Annotated in this window: 17 protein-coding genes; 3 read left to right on the top strand and 14 right to left on the bottom strand. The window is 63.6% G+C overall.

Going from position 1 to position 15,303, the window contains the following annotated elements; genetic code table 11:
- Positions 1 to 64 precede the first annotated feature (64 nt).
- The 6 genes from rhaS to rhaM form a co-directional block, all read right to left on the bottom strand.
- A complete protein-coding gene (gene rhaS / locus F6X42_RS10150) occupies positions 65 to 1,075 on the bottom strand; it encodes a rhamnose ABC transporter substrate-binding protein (RefSeq protein WP_187634085.1) in 1,011 nt (336 codons plus the stop codon).
- Between the two features lie 39 nt (positions 1,076 to 1,114).
- Entirely contained in the window at positions 1,115 to 2,146 is a 1,032-nt protein-coding gene (locus tag F6X42_RS10145; protein ID WP_187634084.1) for an ABC transporter permease, read from the bottom strand.
- On the bottom strand, positions 2,139 to 3,194 hold the full coding sequence (locus F6X42_RS10140; protein ID WP_187634083.1) for an ABC transporter permease: 1,056 nt from the start codon (positions 3,192 to 3,194) through the stop codon (positions 2,139 to 2,141). Before F6X42_RS10140 ends, F6X42_RS10145 begins: the two co-directional genes overlap by 8 nt.
- Entirely contained in the window at positions 3,191 to 4,720 is a 1,530-nt protein-coding gene (locus F6X42_RS10135) for a sugar ABC transporter ATP-binding protein (RefSeq protein ID WP_187634082.1), read from the bottom strand. Before F6X42_RS10135 ends, F6X42_RS10140 begins: the two co-directional genes overlap by 4 nt.
- Before the next feature lie 54 nt (positions 4,721 to 4,774).
- Entirely contained in the window at positions 4,775 to 5,668 is an 894-nt protein-coding gene (locus tag F6X42_RS10130) for an amidohydrolase family protein (protein WP_187634081.1), read from the bottom strand.
- 74 nt (positions 5,669 to 5,742) lie between these two features.
- Entirely contained in the window at positions 5,743 to 6,060 is a 318-nt protein-coding gene (gene rhaM / locus F6X42_RS10125) for an L-rhamnose mutarotase (RefSeq protein WP_187634080.1), read from the bottom strand.
- Positions 6,061 to 6,181: 121 nt separating this feature from the next.
- Between rhaM and F6X42_RS10120 the strand changes: the two genes are divergently transcribed.
- Positions 6,182 to 7,177: a LysR family transcriptional regulator gene (locus tag F6X42_RS10120; protein WP_187634079.1), complete on the top strand. Its 996-nt coding sequence runs from the start codon at positions 6,182 to 6,184 to the stop codon at positions 7,175 to 7,177.
- Positions 7,178 to 7,196: 19 nt separating this feature from the next.
- Here F6X42_RS10120 and lra1 read toward each other — a convergent pair whose 3' ends face one another.
- The 5 genes from lra1 to F6X42_RS10095 all read right to left on the bottom strand — a co-directional run bounded on the left by lra1 (position 7,197) and on the right by F6X42_RS10095 (position 11,213).
- Positions 7,197 to 7,979 (bottom strand): L-rhamnose 1-dehydrogenase Lra1, encoded by a 783-nt coding sequence (gene lra1, locus F6X42_RS10115; RefSeq protein ID WP_187634078.1) that lies wholly within the window; start codon positions 7,977 to 7,979, stop codon positions 7,197 to 7,199.
- A 48-nt stretch (positions 7,980 to 8,027) separates the two neighbouring features.
- A complete protein-coding gene (gene rhmD / locus F6X42_RS10110; protein WP_187634077.1) occupies positions 8,028 to 9,206 on the bottom strand; it encodes an L-rhamnonate dehydratase in 1,179 nt (392 codons plus the stop codon).
- Positions 9,207 to 9,305: 99 nt separating this feature from the next.
- Positions 9,306 to 10,058: an SDR family NAD(P)-dependent oxidoreductase gene (locus F6X42_RS10105; protein ID WP_187634076.1), complete on the bottom strand. Its 753-nt coding sequence runs from the start codon at positions 10,056 to 10,058 to the stop codon at positions 9,306 to 9,308.
- 160 nt (positions 10,059 to 10,218) lie between these two features.
- On the bottom strand, positions 10,219 to 10,452 hold the full coding sequence (locus tag F6X42_RS10100; protein WP_187634075.1) for a hypothetical protein: 234 nt from the start codon (positions 10,450 to 10,452) through the stop codon (positions 10,219 to 10,221).
- Positions 10,453 to 10,595: 143 nt separating this feature from the next.
- On the bottom strand, positions 10,596 to 11,213 hold the full coding sequence (locus tag F6X42_RS10095) for a hypothetical protein (protein ID WP_187634074.1): 618 nt from the start codon (positions 11,211 to 11,213) through the stop codon (positions 10,596 to 10,598).
- 596 nt (positions 11,214 to 11,809) lie between these two features.
- On the opposite strand from F6X42_RS10095, the gene F6X42_RS10090 reads away from it, so the two are divergent.
- Positions 11,810 to 12,088: a hypothetical protein gene (locus F6X42_RS10090; RefSeq protein WP_187634073.1), complete on the top strand. Its 279-nt coding sequence runs from the start codon at positions 11,810 to 11,812 to the stop codon at positions 12,086 to 12,088.
- A gap of 128 nt (positions 12,089 to 12,216) precedes the next feature.
- On the opposite strand, the gene F6X42_RS10085 is transcribed toward F6X42_RS10090, so the two are convergent.
- Positions 12,217 to 12,525 (bottom strand): hypothetical protein, encoded by a 309-nt coding sequence (locus F6X42_RS10085; protein ID WP_187634072.1) that lies wholly within the window; start codon positions 12,523 to 12,525, stop codon positions 12,217 to 12,219.
- Between the two features lie 789 nt (positions 12,526 to 13,314).
- Between F6X42_RS10085 and F6X42_RS10080 the strand changes: the two genes are divergently transcribed.
- Entirely contained in the window at positions 13,315 to 13,641 is a 327-nt protein-coding gene (locus tag F6X42_RS10080; RefSeq protein ID WP_187634071.1) for an H-NS histone family protein, read from the top strand.
- On the opposite strand, the gene F6X42_RS10075 is transcribed toward F6X42_RS10080, so the two are convergent.
- The gene (locus tag F6X42_RS10075) at positions 13,638 to 14,267 is read right to left on the bottom strand and encodes an arsenate reductase/protein-tyrosine-phosphatase family protein (protein WP_187634070.1); all 630 of its coding nucleotides are present in this window, start codon (positions 14,265 to 14,267) and stop codon (positions 13,638 to 13,640) included. The two genes, F6X42_RS10080 and F6X42_RS10075, sit on opposite strands and share 4 nt — an antisense overlap.
- A 255-nt stretch (positions 14,268 to 14,522) precedes the next feature.
- Positions 14,523 to 15,236 carry a J domain-containing protein gene (locus tag F6X42_RS10070; protein WP_187634069.1) on the bottom strand — a complete coding sequence of 238 codons (714 nt, stop codon included), beginning with the start codon at positions 15,234 to 15,236 and terminating at the stop codon, positions 14,523 to 14,525.
- Positions 15,237 to 15,303: the final 67 nt, after the last annotated feature.

The following is a 15,303-nucleotide window of genomic DNA, read 5'->3' as shown; positions in this document are numbered from 1 at the left end:
CCGACTGTCCGCGCGCCGCCAGCGGCGCTGATGCGGACAGCCTGCGTTGCCGCTCGAGCTCGCGCTAGAAGTTGTATTTGTCGATATTGCTCGCATCGAACGTGGTCGGCGGTCCGAGAATGATCTCGCCTTGCGCGCCGATCGTGCGCTTGCCGAGCTTGCCGGCGTCGAACGTTTCGCCCTCCTTACCCGTGATCTTGCCCGACGCGAGCGACGCCGCCGCGTACGCGGCGAGATAGCCGAGCTCGTTCGGATCCCACAACTGGAATGCGGTCACGGTGCCGTTCTTCACGAACGCGCGCATCTGGTTCGGCGTGCCGAGCCCCGTCACCGCGACCTTGCCCTTGCTCGATGACGACGAGATATAGCGCGCCGCCGCCGCGATGCCGACCGTCGTCGGCGCGACGATCGCCTTCAGGTTCGGATACGCCTGCAGCAAACCCTGGGTTTCGACGAAGGACTTCTGATCGTCGTCGTTGCCGTACGCGATCTTGACGAGTTTGATCTTCGAGTACTCCGGTTTCTTCAGCTCCTCCTGCATCCACTTGATCCACGTGTTCTGGTTCGTCGCGTTCGGCGTCGCCGACAGGATCGCGAACTCGCCCTCGCCGCCCATCAGCTTCGCCACCAGTTGCACCTGGCCGCGGCCGATGCCCTCCGCGTTCGCCTGATTGACGAACAGCTGGCGGCCTTCCGGCGCGGTATCGGAGTCGAACGTAACGACCTTGATGCCCTGGCCCATCGCCTTCTTCAGATAGGGCACCACCGCGTTCGCATCGTTGGCGGCAATCACGATCGCGTCCTGGCGCTGCGTGATCAGCGTGTTGATGTACGACACTTGCGACGACGCGCCCGCATCCGACGGCCCGACCGCCTTGCCGACGCCGCCGAATTCCTTGATCGCGGCGAGGCCGCCGTCGTCGGCGATCACTTCGTACGGGTTGTTGATCTGCTTCGGCACGAACGCGATCTTCAGCCCGCTTTTCAGGTCCGCGGCGAACGCGCCGCCGCAGCTGATCGCGAGCAACGCGGCGCAGAGCGCAGCCATACCGGTGTGACGTAGAGGTTTGAACATGAAGTGTCTCCTGCGTTGTTGTTGGATAGAAAGGGGAAGCTAGGTCGGGGATGAAGAAGACGCGGCGGCGGACTTCGCGATGAAACGCCGGTCGCGCGCCGCACGCCAGCGCGCGACGAGGTTCGGGATCAGCACCGACGCGAGCAGCAGCACGCCGGTCACGATGGTCAGCGTTTCGCTCGATACGTCGTCGAGCGTCAACGCGTTCTTCAGCACGCCGATGATCAGCAGCGACAACAGCACGCCGACCATCGAGCCGCGTCCGCCGAAAATGCTGACGCCACCGAACAGCACCGCCGCGATCACCGACAGCTCGAAGCCTTCGCCGTTATCGCCGCGCGCACTCGTGAAACGCAACGTATAGACGATGCCGGCGAGCGCGCTGACGAGACCCGACAGCACGAACAGGCGCAAGCGGATCTTCGCGACCTCGATGCCGGAGAACGCGGCGGCGGTCGGATTCGCGCCGATCGCATACAGGCTGCGGCCGAACGCGGTGGCTTGCAGCAACACGGTGAATAGCACGGCGGCGACGATCACGATGACGAACGGCAACGGAATGAACGTGGGCCCGAGCGTGTTCATGCCGAACGCCGTATAAGCGGCCGGAAAATCCGCGACCGCCTGATCGCCGAGCAGCACATACGCGAGACCGCGAAATAGCGCGAGCGTACCGATCGTGACCGCGAGCGACGGCAGGTTCAGCCTGACGATCACGAGTCCGTTCAGCAGACCCGCCAACGCGCCCGCAGCCAGAACCAGAACGATCACGACCGGCATCGGCAGGCCCATGTGCCACAGCACGCCCATCAACGCGCTCGATGCGCCCAGCACCGACGCGACCGACAGATCGATTTCGGCGGCGACGATGATCAGCGTCATCGGCAGCGCCATCAGCGCGATCTCGGTCAGATCGGCGAGCACGTTGCTCAGGTTCGCGCCGCTCAGAAACACCGGCGACAGCCAGCGCCCCAGCACCAGCGACGCGATCAGCACGATCACCAGCAACACTTCCCATTGCAGCGGCGTTTCGCGCTTGCGCGTGAGCAGCGCGGAATCGGGTTTAGCCATGATCGCGTTTCCTCATCATGCGTTTGGCGACGGAGCGGGCCAGCAGCGTATCGGCGGCGATCGCGGCAACGATCAGCGCGCCCTGGATCGCCTGCTCCCAGAACGGCGACACGTGCAGCACGACGAGCGCGATGCTGATCACGCCGAGCACGAGCGCACCGAGCGTCGCGCCGAGGATCGTGCCGACGCCGCCCGTAATCGCGACACTGCCGACCACCGCCGCCGCGACGACCTGCAATTCGATGCCCTTCGCGGTGCTGGCATCGACGGTGCCGAAGCGCGCGAGCCACAATGCGCCGGCAAAGCCCGCAATCGCGCCGGACAGCAGAAAGCCCGACATCACGCGCCGCTCGACGTTCACGCCCGCGAGCCGCGCGGCCTCTGGATTCGAGCCGATCGCGTAGTGCTCGCGACCGCCGCGAAACTGCTTCAGATACACCGACAGGCCGGCAAGTACGACGATCGCGATCAGCGCGAGCGTCGGGATGCCGAGCAGCGTGCCGGTCGCGAGCCGCGAGTACGCGTCGGGCAGGCTGGTCGCGTTGATCTGGCCGCCGTGCACCCACGCGTAATCGGCCCCACGAAAGATATACAGCGTCGACAGCGTCGCGACCAGCGACGGCACGCGCCCCACCGCGACCAGCAACGCATTGATGCCGCCCGCGACGAGCCCGATCGCGAGCCCCGCGGCCAGCGCGACGAGCACCGGCATATGCGGAAACGCAACGTACAGGCTCCCCACCGCGTATGCGCTGACACCCACCGTCGAGCCGACCGACAGATCGATATGCCGCATCAGAATCACGACGGTCATGCCGGCCGTCAGCAGACCGATGATCGACACGTTCAGCAGCACGTCGCGCAGATTCTGCAGATTCAGGAACTGCGGCTTCGCGAGCCCGGTCCCCACGATCAGCAGGATCAGCACGACGAACAACGTGGTTTCGCGGCTCTTCGCGATGTTCGCGACGAGACCGCCCGACGAAGCGGCGGAACGCTTGGGCAGCGATTGCCGCACCGGCGCGGGATGGGTCGAATGGCGCATCATGCTGCACGTCCCAATGGTGAGAGTCCCTGACCGAGCGCGGCGCCCATGATGCGCTCCTCGTTCGCGTCGGCGCGCGCGATTTCCGCGCTGATGCGGCCTTCGTGCATCACGAGCACGCGATCGGCCATGCCGAGCACTTCGGGCAGCTCGCTCGAAATCATCAGCACGGCCATGCCATCGCGCACGAGTTCGGCCAGCGCGCCATACACCTCGGCTTTCGCGCCAACGTCGATGCCGCGCGTCGGTTCGTCGATGATCAGCACTTTCGGGCCGGTGGCGAGCCACTTGCCGAGCACGACCTTCTGCTGGTTACCGCCCGACAGCGTGCCGACCGGCGCGCTCGGGTCGCCCGCTTTCAGGCGCAGACGCGTGCCCCACTTGTTGGCGAGCTGCGTTTCGCTGCGCGTCGAAACGAGGCCATGCCGCACGAGCCGGCCGAGCACCGTCATCGACGCATTGCGCGCGATGCTCAGTTCGAGCGCGAGCCCTTGCTGGCGACGATCTTCCGGCACCAGCGCGAGCCCAGCGCGCACCGCGGCCGCGGGCTTGCCGGTGTCGAGCCGCTTGCCGGCCAGCCATACTTCGCCGGAGTCGAGCGGATCGATGCCGAAGATCGCACGCGCGACCTCGCTGCGTCCCGCGCCGACGAGGCCCGCGAGCGCGACGATCTCGCCCGCGCGCACGTCGAACGAGACGTCCTTGAACACGCCGATGCGCGTCAGGCCGCGCACCGACAGACGCACGTCGCCGGGCGTGCAATCGGCCTTCGGATAGAACGTTTCCAGATCGCGGCCGACCATCTTGGCGACGATCGCGTCGGTGGTCAGATCGGCGGTTAGTGCGTCGAAGACTTTCGCGCCGTCGCGCATGATCGTCACGCGCTGCGTCAGCGTGAACACTTCGTCGAGGCGGTGCGTGATGAACAGAATCGCGACGTCGCGTTCGCGCAGCCTGCGCACGATCGCGAAGAGCCGCTCGACTTCGGGCAGCGACAACGCGGCCGTCGGTTCATCCATGATCAGCACGCTCGCGTTCAGCGACAACGCCTTCGCGATTTCGATCACCTGCTGATCCGCGATCGACAGACCACGCACCAGTTGATCCGCGCGCAGCTCGACGCCGAGCGACGCCAGCAATCCGTCCACTTCGCGATGCATCGTGTCGTACTGGATGCGGCCGAAGCGGTCGACCGGCTGCCGGCCCATGAAGATGTTCTCCGCGATCGACAGATCGAAGAACAGCGTCGGCTCCTGATAGATGACCGCAAGCCCGGCGTCGCGTGCTTCGGCCGGTGTTGCGAAGCGGCGTGGCTCGCCGTTCACCAGCAACTCGCCGGCATCGGGCTGATGCACGCCGGCGAGAATTTTGACGAGCGTCGATTTGCCCGCGCCGTTCTCGCCGAGCAGCGCATGCACCTCGCCTGGCCACAGCACGAGATCGCCGTCGGACAACGCGCGCACCCGGCCGAAGGATTTGCTCGCGTGCCGCAACTCGAGTCGCGGCACCGCGGAATGGGATGGCTGCACTGCGTGTCTCCTGAGCGGTTGCTTCTATGGTTCTTGGTCCGTGCGCGCGCGGCGTCAGATTCGGTAATAGCGTTCCGCGTTACGCCGAAACAGCGCGTCTTTTTCAGCCTCGCTCGCATCGGCGACGATCGCCGCATACGCGCTCCACAAATCCGTGTACGAACCGAACAGCCGGTCGACCGGAAAGTTCGACGCGAACATCGCGCGTTCGACGCCGAACGTATCGATCGTTTCGAGCACGTACGGCCGCAGGCTTTCGACGGTCCAGTGATGATCGAACATCGCGAGCCCGCTGATCTTCACCGCGATGTTCGGACATGCCGCGAGCAAGCGCATGCCTTCGCGCCACGCCCGGTAACCGGCCACGCTATGACGATCGACGAACATGCCGGCATGATTGACGATCAACAGCGTGTCCGCATGGGCACGCGCGAGCGCGGCCGCCTCTTGCATTTGCGACGGATAGAGTTGCAGATCGAACGACAGATCGTACCGGCGCAGCAACGCGAAATGCTCGCGCCACTGCGACTCGCGCATGTAATGACGGCCGACGTAATCGAACAGCTTATTGTCGTGCACGTTCAGAATCTGCCGGATGCCGCGCGTATTCGCGAACGAAGCATGCGCTTCGAGCAACGCGGGCGCGTTCTGCGCGGACAGATCCACGCCCGCGACGATCGCATTCGGCATGCCGCGCGAAGCTTTGCGATCCGCAATCGACTGCAACCAGCGCGTCTCTTCGACAGGATCGGCCGGATCGTGATTCGCCTCGACGTGCACGAGCTTTAGCACGTCGATGTCGCCCGCCTCACCGAGCAGATCGTCGAGCAGGTAGTCGTGCTTCAGATCGCGCGCATCGCCGACGAACGACACGCCCGGGTTCTCCAGCCACGGATAGCGATGCGTCTTCAGATCCCACAGATGGATATGCGAATCGACAACCTGCATGCGGCACCTTGTTCGGGTGAAAAGCGTTTCGAGGTTCGTGCGTCGTCGCGGGGTCAAGCTGGGTTCAGCGCGACTCAATGACTGAGATGAAAGACCGGTTCGAGCGTCTGCGACAGCGGTGTATGATCCGGCGCGGTCTGCATGATGTCAGCCATGTAATCCCACCATTTGCGCATCACGTCGAGTTGCGATAACTGGTCCATCGTGTGATCGCTGGTGCGCGACAGCAGCGCGAACAGATGATGCGTGTCGGGGTCGAAGAAAATCCGGTAGTCGCGCACGCCCGCGTTGTGCAACGCGTCAACGAGCTCGGGCCAGATCTGCGCGTGACGCCGTTCGTATTCTTCGCGCATGCCGGGGTTGAGCACCATCCGGAAAGCGATTGTCTCCATTGCGGCCTGTCTCCTGTCGCGCCATTCAACGAACTATAATTCCTGCGTCGATAGCCTCTCAATCCGTTGTTGGGATTGGGCGATCCACAAACCGAATCGCACTGGCCCCCACACTGGCACCATGAGCCAACATTCAGCCGCCGTCGCCCTCGTCAATCGTCTCAAGTTCAAGCATCTCGCCCTGCTCGTCGCGCTCGACGACGCCCGCAACCTGCACCAGGCCGCGGAGGCCGTCAACGTCGCGCAACCGAGCGCAAGCCGCATGCTCGGCGACATCGAGGAAGCATTCGGCTTCCTGCTGTTCGAGCGCAACGCGCGCGGCATGACGCCGACGCCGCTCGGCGTCGTCACGCTCGCTTACGCGCGCCGTGCCCTCGCCGAGCTGACACGCTTCGCCGAAGACCTCGACGTCAAACGCCGCGGCGGTCACGGACAGCTGACCGTCGGCGCGATCATGGGCGCCGCGCCCGATCTGCTGGCGATGTCGGTCGCCGTGCTGAAGACCGAAAGCCCGCTGCTCAACGTGCGCATCCTCGGCGAAACGAGCGACCAGGTCGTCCAATTGCTGCATCGCCGCGAGGTCGACCTCGCGCTGGGGCGTCTGACCAGTCCTTTGCAGCACAACGACTTCACGTTCGAGCCGCTCGCGCGCGAAACGCTGCTGCTCGTCGTGCGTGCCGTGCATCCGCTCGCGCGGCGCGCCCGCATCACGTTGCGCGAACTCGTTGCGTGGCCGTGGGTGGCGCAACCGGTCACGAGTCCGGCGCGCGTGCTGTTCGAGGAAGAACTCGCGCGCGCGGGGCTCGCCACGCCGGTCAATCTGACTGAATGCGCGTCGATCTTCGCGACGCTGCAATTGCTCGAGAATTACGATGCGGTCGCGATGCTGCCGGAGTCGGTCGTGCGCGATCATGTGCGCGGCGGCCTGCTGGTCGCGCTGCCGCTCGAAATCGGCAAGAGCCTCGCGGGTTTCGGCATTCTCACGCGCAAGGAAGAGCCGCTCGCGGAGCCGGCGCTGCGTCTGATCGAGCTGCTGCGCGGCTTCTCGCGCAACCTCACGCGCGACAATCCGGCCGCCGCCCCCGGCACGCCGACCACGCCCGCCACGGTCAATTGACGCCCGCATCGCGCGTCGCTCATTGCAGGTTCACGAACAGGCCGCCGTCGACCAGCAGCGCGGCGCCCGTCACATAGCGCGCGCGGTCCGACGCGAGGAACACGACGCAATCGGCGACGTCGTCGGGATGCCCGAGGCGACCGAGCGGAATGCGCTTCTCGAAGTAAGCCTTCTTCGCTTCATCGGCGAGGTCTTCGGCGTTCAGATCAGTGGCGATCGTGCCGGGCATCACCGAGTTGCAGCGGATGCCGAACGGCCCCAATGCTATCGCGCACGACTGCATCAGCGAATGCACGCCGGCCTTGGTCGGCGTGTAATGCGTCTGCATGCCGCCGCCCACCAATGCGCTGATCGAACTCGTCGCGACGATCGCGCCGCCGGTGCCCTGCTTTTTCATCTGCTGCGCGGCGGCCTGCGTCACGAAGAACGCGCCGTTCAGATTGACCGCGACCGTCGATTCGAGCACGTCCGCGGGCATGTCGAGAAACGCGTGGAATGGGCAGATACCGGCATTGCTCGCGAGCACGTCGAGCTTGCCGAACGCGTCGACGGTACGGTGCACCAGCTCCTGACCGGTTTCGCGCGCCGCGACGTTACCCTCCACCGCGATCACGCGCCGGCCCAACGCCTCGATTTCGCCGACCACTTCCGCGACCGCCGAGCGGCGGCCATACGATGCGTCGTTGTCGCCCCAGTAGTTGATCGCCACGTCCGCGCCTTCGCGGGCGCAGGCCACCGCGATCGCGCGTCCGATGCCGCGCGAGCCGCCGGTGACGATCACGACTTTGTCCTTGAGCAGCACCTTAGTCTCCTTTGCGGGGGTTCGCCGTTCGGCACACGTTCAAAACGTTCAATGCTGATAAGGCCGCACCAGCGCGCAGTCCGGATTGAGCCGCACGCCAAAGCCCGGCGTGTCCGGCACCTTCATGCGCCCGTTCACCGGCACCGGCTCGTCGAGCAGCAGCGGATTGAACATCGGCACGACTTCGTCGGCTTTCGGCGCCATCATCAGAAACTCGGCGAACGGCGAGTTATGACGCGTGAGCACGAAGTGATAGCTGTACACCGACGACCCATGCGGCACCACCATCACATTGTGCGCATCGGCGAGCGCGGAAATCTTGATCATCTCGGTGATGCCGCCGCACCAGCCGACGTCCGGCTGGATCAGATCGCAGCACTCCATCTCCAGCAGCATCCGGAAGCCCCAGCGCGTCGCCTCGTGCTCGCCGGTCGACACCATCATGCCGCGCGGCACGTTGCGGCGCAGTTCGGCGTAACCCCAGTAATCGTCGGGCGGAAGACATTCCTCGACCCATTTGAGGCCGTATTCGTGCGCGCCTTGCGCGAGCCGCGTCGCATAGCGCACGTCGAGGCTCATCCAGCAGTCATACATGAGCCAGAAGTCGTCGCCGACGCGCGAACGCATGTCGGCGAGTTTGTCGAGGTTCTGCCTGAGTCCGTCGTCGCCTTCCGCGGGACCGTGCTGCAACGGCAGCTTACCGCCGATGAAGCCCATTTCCCTGGCAAGATCAGGTCGCGCGCCGGTCGCGTAGAACACCAGTTCGTCGCGCACCGGGCCGCCCAATAGTTGATATACGGGCTCCTTGCGAACCTTCGCGAGCAGATCCCACAGCGCGAGATCGACGCCGGAAATCGTGTTGAGCACGATGCCCTTGCGCCCGTAGTACAGCGTCGCGAAGTACATCTGATCCCACATCTTCTCGATGTCGGTCACGAGTTGCCCTTCGAGAAAACGCGCGAGATGCTTTTCGACGATGAATGCGCCGATCTCCCCGCCGGTCGTCACCGCGAAGCCCACCGTGCCGTCGCTCGCTTCGATCTCGACGACCAGCGTGCCGAGCACGTTGATGCCGAACGACTGGCGGCTCTGGCGATACTCGGGATAACGCGCCATCGGCGTTGCGATGTGATCGTCGATCCAGTGTCCGCCGGCCTGGTCGTGATAGTCCGCGCCGCCGCCGCGAACGATGAAGGCACGCACGTGCCGGATGGTAGGCATGGCCATGAAAGGGCTCCGTCAGAGAAGCGTCGAAGCGGTTCGACAACGCGCGTTCGACGCGTGTGCAATACGCTGCGAAATGTGAGCAATGCGCGGGCAGCGCGCTCAGTAGGTGGCGCGGCCGCCGGACAGGTCGAACACCGAACCGGTGCTGAACGCGCAGTCTTCGGAAGACAGCCACAGGATCAGCGACGCCGCTTCTTCCGGCAGCAGGAAACGGTTCATCGGAATCTTCGCGAGCATGTAGTCGATGTGCTGCTGCGACATCGAATCGAAGATCTCGGTCTTGGCCGCGGCCGGCGTGACCGCATTGACGAGGATGTTTCTGGTCGCGAGCTCCTTGCCGAGCGACTTGGTGAGCCCGATCAACCCCGCTTTCGACGCGCTGTAGTGCGAAGCATTCGGATTGCCCTCCTTGCCGGCCACCGACGCGATATTGACGATGCGTCCATAGCCCTGCTTCAGCATCTGCGGCACGACGTTGCGACAGGTCAGGTACGGGCCGATCAGGTTCACGTCGATCACGCGGCGCCACATGTCGGGCGCGAGCTCCCACGTCGCGCCGTTGCCGCCGGTGATGCCCGCGCAGTTGATCAGCACGTCGATCGAGCCGTGCTCCGCGACCGTTTGCGCGGTGGCCTGCTGGACCGCGGCGTCGTCGGTCAGCTCGACCGTGACGGCGCTGACCTTGCCGAGTTCACCCAACTCGCGCTGGCTGCGCGCGAGGCGTTCGTTATCGACGTCCCACAACGCGACCGACGCGCCCGAGCGCAACGCCCGCTGCGCGACCGCGTAGCCGATGCCGCGCGCGCCGCCGGTAATGACGACCGCGCGCCCCTCCAGATCGATCCGATTCATTGCTGTGCTCCTGTGGGCCGCCGTGGCGTGCCATCGAGTTGTTGTATATCGCTGCAGTCAATATACGGGCGGTGCGATGCACGAACAATTCGACTATTGGAGGGGTCGATAGCAAAAGTGGATCGGCAGCGGGATCGAGCGCTAAGGGCAAGCGAACTTGCTAATCACCGGCGGCGACGAAAAGCATGGAAACATAAAGAATGGTCGACACGACGATGATGCCGGCGCCGACCAGCACTTTGGTCTGGTCATAGTTGATACCGCCGATGATCGCTATGCCGATCCCGAAGACCGATGCCAACGTGCCGATCGCCGCGAGGCCCACGTGTATCTTGCTGCGGACCAGCCTTTTGCGCTCCGATTCGGCCGCGGTTTCCGTTTCGCTCTGTTCCATTCCCTGCTCCTTCGCGCGCGACGCGATGACCATCGTGAAACCTGAGCCGCAATGGCAGGCGCGACGTCGAACCTCGCTTGCCGATCGACGCCGCGCGCCTCGATACGCTTCAGCGTAGTTTATTTAAGCCATCGTGATCGCCGTTATTTGACGTCCGCGCCGTTGCGCGACACCGACGCCGCGATGGCCGACACGAACACCGCGCGCACCGAATCGCCGACCTTCAGTTTCTCGAGCGCAATGTCAGGCGCGACGTCGAGCGTTTCCGTGCGAGACGGACCGCGCAGCGCGATCGTGCGCTTCTTGCGATCGATGTTGCGCACCGTCGCCACCACCTCGACGCGCCGCGCCGACGCAACGACACCGTTGGCCGCGGGCTGCGTGACTTCGGTATCGATGCGCTGGCGGATTCCGTTCGGCGCGAGTTTGTCGACGCCGACCAGCACAGCTTTCTTGTACGCAATCGTCACGACGTCGCCGATATGCAGCTTGCTGACGTCCGCGGCTTGCGGATTCACGTCGAAAGTTTCGTCGCCGCCATGCGGGCCGCGCAGTGTCACGCTATTCGTCGCGGCATCGATCGCGACGACGCGCGCCTGAACGTGCAGCAGCGCCGCGGCGCCGATTGCCCGCTGTTCGGGCGCGGACGCCGCCGCGTTGTCCTGCGCGAGCGCCGGACCCGCCGCCGTGACGGAAACCGCCAACGCAACCGTGATCGCCTTCACTCGCATGAGCCCCGAGCCTGTTGTATTGCAAGCCATGAAATGCTCCTTTTGATTGCGTCGTTGTTACGGCAAACGTCTTTGTCGAGGAATGCATACTACGCGCAGCAGCAGCCAGTGCGATCACTTCGAATAAAAAGGAAAACGGACTATTAATCGCTTTTAGCGGATGGGCATATGCTTTTTGAAACCAGAGGCGGTTCCTTTCGAATGCGTCGAGTTGTCGTGAAGAACGGATCGCGACAAGCGCTGCTTCTTCATGCGATGCAATCACTATGCGCGTTGTGGCGGATCAGCCCGCACACAGAGCCGCGCGGCTTTGCGCACGCGCTCCAGCGAGCGTCAGCGGGTGGGTAGGCACTATCGCGAATCGACTCAGCAGAAACCCTTAATGGATGATACTGAAGTTATTGCGCATCGCTCAGCGACGAATACAAAAAATTGTCGTCAATCATTGGGATACTGAGAACACCGCTGCATTGATCAAGCGAGCTTAGCCGTCAATGCGATGTGAAAGGACGCCAGGGCCGATGGCGCACCACGGGTGCGGCATCGCAGGCACAGCGCTTGCTGAACCTCGCGTCAGCGTTTAACCCACACTCTTTGGCTCATCGAAAGGAAAAGGACACCCATACATGCTCACCACTCGCCCCTGCACCGCCGCTTGCGTTATCGAAGGCCGCCTCGTCACGCTGACTTTCCATCCGGATAACGGCGTGTTGCGTATTGCCGATTCGTCGGGCCTCTGCCTATTGGAAACGCGCTGGCACGGGTCATGGCGCGCTCTGCTCGATGAATTCCGTGGCTACCATGAAGCGGAAGAAAACCATGACACGGCGCGCGGCGTCGACGATATCGTCGCGCGCCTCGGCGAGCGTAGTGGTCATGCGCAGCGGGAATCGGCATTCGCGTGACATTGCGTGCGCTTGCAGTCACGCTCTCGCAAAGCGGCGGCGCAGCGCGACACCGGTTCGTTATGTGGGACCCCGCGTCGTTCGCGGCGCGCGTCATTCGAGGCGCGCCGCTGCCGCTCGCGAGCGGGTCATTGACCGAAATAGGTCTTGCACTCCGTGCCGAACGAGCAGGACTGACTGCGCCGGCCTCCCGCCTGCGACCCGCCCGCCGGAACACCACCATACGACGCGTTGCGCACGCCCTGCTCGCGCGGATTCCAGCTCTGACCGAACGACATGTCGGTCGTCGCCTGCGCCGATTCATCCGCATCGTATTGCATCATCGCGCGACCCGACGCGGCGGGGTCCGCCTGGCCGCTCATCTCGTCCGCGGCGGCCGTTTTTGGCACGAGAAACAGAACGGCGGTTGCGGCAATCATCAATATACGCACTCTCATTTCCGGACTCCTCGAATCCGGCGCAGCAGTGTTCGTCCTCCACAAGAAATTGATCCGCGAACAGCCAACCTGCCCAAAGGGGCCGAGGAACGGGTCGATGCGAATGCGCTACTGCTGCGACGGGTCATCGAACTAAGCAGATGAAGAATTAGACGCTTGCAACCGATATTCGACGCGTTCCCGTGCGTCGGCGGAATCGGCGCGCACAACGCGGCTGTCAGTCCACATTGCGCAGCCTTTATGCTTCTTTTATAGTTCGCGCGCCCCGGAATTCAATCCAGGAGCTTCCAGCAGTGTCGTCAATCGCCCACACCGTTCGACAAACCGCATTCACCGACAAATTCAACGTGAACTAAGCGTGCTTTGCTCGCGCATTGCGTTATGATGTTGCTACAACGCACAAAAAGCGGCACCCGCACATCGACGAAAGTCCGGTGAAAGACGGACAGCGTGGAGTGACTCCATCCATTCGCAATCCTTGCATCTAGACACAGAGTTTTTCATCGCGAACGTCAGGCTTACCGGCCTCGTTCGCCGCGCTGCGACATGCTGAAATATTTGCTGATTGAGACTCTCGGTTTGAGGGTCGGTTGTTCCAGCGGCCGTCTTAGTCCCTGGCCGTATTGCAGTTCACGGAGCAACGTTTTTTAACCCGGCACATGGCATTTCCGTCAATCGACAACCCCACCGCGGGGCGGCCCCATTCAGTCGGGCTCGAACGCTTCGCAGCTTTTTCCCCGCAATCTGTCTTCGACAGCACGCTGCACGTTTTAGAAGGACAAATATCCTATGGACGAAAGGAAGCGAGATAGCATGATTGCGTATCTCCGCCATCGTATGGAAGAGTTTGGTATCAGACCAGAAGACCTTGCCGCGGCGCTGGCGACCGAGTCACTGGCCAAAAAAGCTGAGCGCTATCGCAATGCGACCGGAGACAGTTGGGACGGCAACGGCGAAATGCCGCAATGGTTGAAGCAGGCCATTAGTGCCGGCCAGAGCATCGAGCATTTCGAATTGGCCGCAAAACCGCCGCCCGCACCCCAACCGAAAAAGCAGGTCGACTGGTCGAATGACCCGTTCGCCGGCTCGCGGCTCGGGCGCCCCAATAATCGCTAGGTGCAGGCCGCCGCGCTCGAAGGCGCGGACACAATGGCTGCGGCTTCGAAATGAACCGCCGTGCCACGCACCGGTTTTGTGCCACCGCTTGCCACATTCATCGCATTCGCGGCATTCACCGTATTCCCCGCACTGATGGCATTCCCCGTATCGGCGATATTCGCGTGACTCGATGCAGGCTGCGCATATTGCGGCAATTCGATAAACGCGCTGACCTGACGCACGATCTGCCAGAACGTTTTATCGAAAAGACGGGCCTGCTCGTCAGCGGACCCGTGGCCGGCCGCGAGCGGATCGGCAATGGTCCAGTAGACGAAGGCCGGGCCGCCGGGAAATACCGGCGTAGGCAATCCGCCGACGAATTCGTCGAGTGCGATCACGATATCCATGCGCGGCGCCCATTCGCCGGTGAATTCGAGCCAGCTTTTAGGACTCAGCACCGCGCGCCCCGAAATGCCGGGCCGCAATTGCGCGACCGCGAGTGGATGAAGACGTGCGGCCGGTTCAGGGCCCGCGCTGAACGCTTCGAACCGATGCCCCGCCAGTTCGCGTAGTAAAGCTTCTGCAATGATGCTGCGGATCGAATTATCGCGGCAGAGAAACAACACCTTATATTTTCTGGACACGCTTACCCCGTACCGATTGTTTTTTTATTGGCCTCTGGGCGGTATTGTGCCGCTCCAGTCTTGCGCCCCCGTGACACTACGGCGTGTTTATTATTTGCGCCACGGGATTCGCACCAAGGATCTCGATCACGGGCACAGAGTACAGCTTTGCGAACGATCGGCAGTGTACCAGTGTCCGGCCCGCTCTTTAGCACCGTGTCAATATTTGTCAGTGCAAACGACGCTGGCGCCATGCCGCGGCTCCGACACGACACATCAGAACTTCAGGCTGTTGAGGAACTGGAACCACAGGTTGCCGAGCGCGCCGGCCGGATGCATGTCGCTGGCGGATCCGTCGCGCTTCGCATGGTCCGCGCGTTTGGCGTGCGGCGTGTCGTGACGGGCGGTTTGAGAGGCCGCGCTGGTTTCATGCGCGGTTTCCGTCGGTTCAGGCTCGCCCGCGCCGGCTTCCGCCGCTTGCGCGCTGTTTGCGGTCTTCCTCATGCGCTCGGCATGTTGCGCGACGTCTGCCTCGTCGCGGCGCGCCGCCTGCAACGCCGCGACGCTGTCGGCGATCTGCGCGGCGCGCTGCGGTTCGCATTGCCGCCCGAGCAGCACGCCGAACAGCACGTCGCGATTGTGACCCTGGTCGGCGAAGCGGATCGCGATCGACACCATCTCCGCATACGCGGCTTCTTCGGCCGCGCGCGCCGCCGCCTCGCGCTTCGCCTGCGCGCGCTGCCGGCGCGTGTGCTGGGCCTCCCATTCGCGCATCTGTTCGGCATAGACCGTGTCGTAGACCTTGCGCTGCTCGGCATCGGACAGGATCGCGTACGCGTCCCTGATTTCCTGGAACGCCGCGCGCGCCACGTCCTCGGCACCGTGGTTGCGGTCCGGATGCCACTTCATCGCGGCTTTCCGGTAGGCCCGCTTGATTTCCTCATCGGTGGCGTGCGTGGGCACGCCGAGCGTGTCATACAGGGTGGCCATGCTGGGCTCGACCTCGCGAAAAACGATGCGGGCATCCTAGCATGCCCAAAGCGGCGTCATCGCGAAG

It is taken from the genome of Paraburkholderia podalyriae (genome assembly GCF_014397785.1).
Taxonomy (GTDB): Bacteria; Pseudomonadota; Gammaproteobacteria; order Burkholderiales; family Burkholderiaceae; genus Paraburkholderia; species Paraburkholderia podalyriae.
This window is presented reverse-complemented; position numbering and strand designations above follow the sequence as displayed.

Coding starts and splice junctions, on each gene's coding strand:
- F6X42_RS10120 (WP_187634079.1), top strand. CDS start 6,182: ATGAGCCAACATTCAGCCGCCGTCGCCCTCGTCAATCGTCTCAAGTTC.
- F6X42_RS10105 (WP_187634076.1), bottom strand. CDS start 10,058: ATGAATCGGATCGATCTGGAGGGGCGCGCGGTCGTCATTACCGGCGGC.
- F6X42_RS10090 (WP_187634073.1), top strand. CDS start 11,810: ATGCTCACCACTCGCCCCTGCACCGCCGCTTGCGTTATCGAAGGCCGC.
- F6X42_RS10140 (WP_187634083.1), bottom strand. CDS start 3,194: ATGATGCGCCATTCGACCCATCCCGCGCCGGTGCGGCAATCGCTGCCC.
- rhmD (WP_187634077.1), bottom strand. CDS start 9,206: ATGGCCATGCCTACCATCCGGCACGTGCGTGCCTTCATCGTTCGCGGC.
- F6X42_RS10070 (WP_187634069.1), bottom strand. CDS start 15,236: ATGGCCACCCTGTATGACACGCTCGGCGTGCCCACGCACGCCACCGAT.
- F6X42_RS10145 (WP_187634084.1), bottom strand. CDS start 2,146: ATGGCTAAACCCGATTCCGCGCTGCTCACGCGCAAGCGCGAAACGCCG.
- F6X42_RS10085 (WP_187634072.1), bottom strand. CDS start 12,525: ATGAGAGTGCGTATATTGATGATTGCCGCAACCGCCGTTCTGTTTCTC.
- F6X42_RS10080 (WP_187634071.1), top strand. CDS start 13,315: ATGGACGAAAGGAAGCGAGATAGCATGATTGCGTATCTCCGCCATCGT.
- F6X42_RS10130 (WP_187634081.1), bottom strand. CDS start 5,668: ATGCAGGTTGTCGATTCGCATATCCATCTGTGGGATCTGAAGACGCAT.
- rhaM (WP_187634080.1), bottom strand. CDS start 6,060: ATGGAGACAATCGCTTTCCGGATGGTGCTCAACCCCGGCATGCGCGAA.
- F6X42_RS10100 (WP_187634075.1), bottom strand. CDS start 10,452: ATGGAACAGAGCGAAACGGAAACCGCGGCCGAATCGGAGCGCAAAAGG.
- F6X42_RS10095 (WP_187634074.1), bottom strand. CDS start 11,213: ATGGCTTGCAATACAACAGGCTCGGGGCTCATGCGAGTGAAGGCGATC.
- rhaS (WP_187634085.1), bottom strand. CDS start 1,075: ATGTTCAAACCTCTACGTCACACCGGTATGGCTGCGCTCTGCGCCGCG.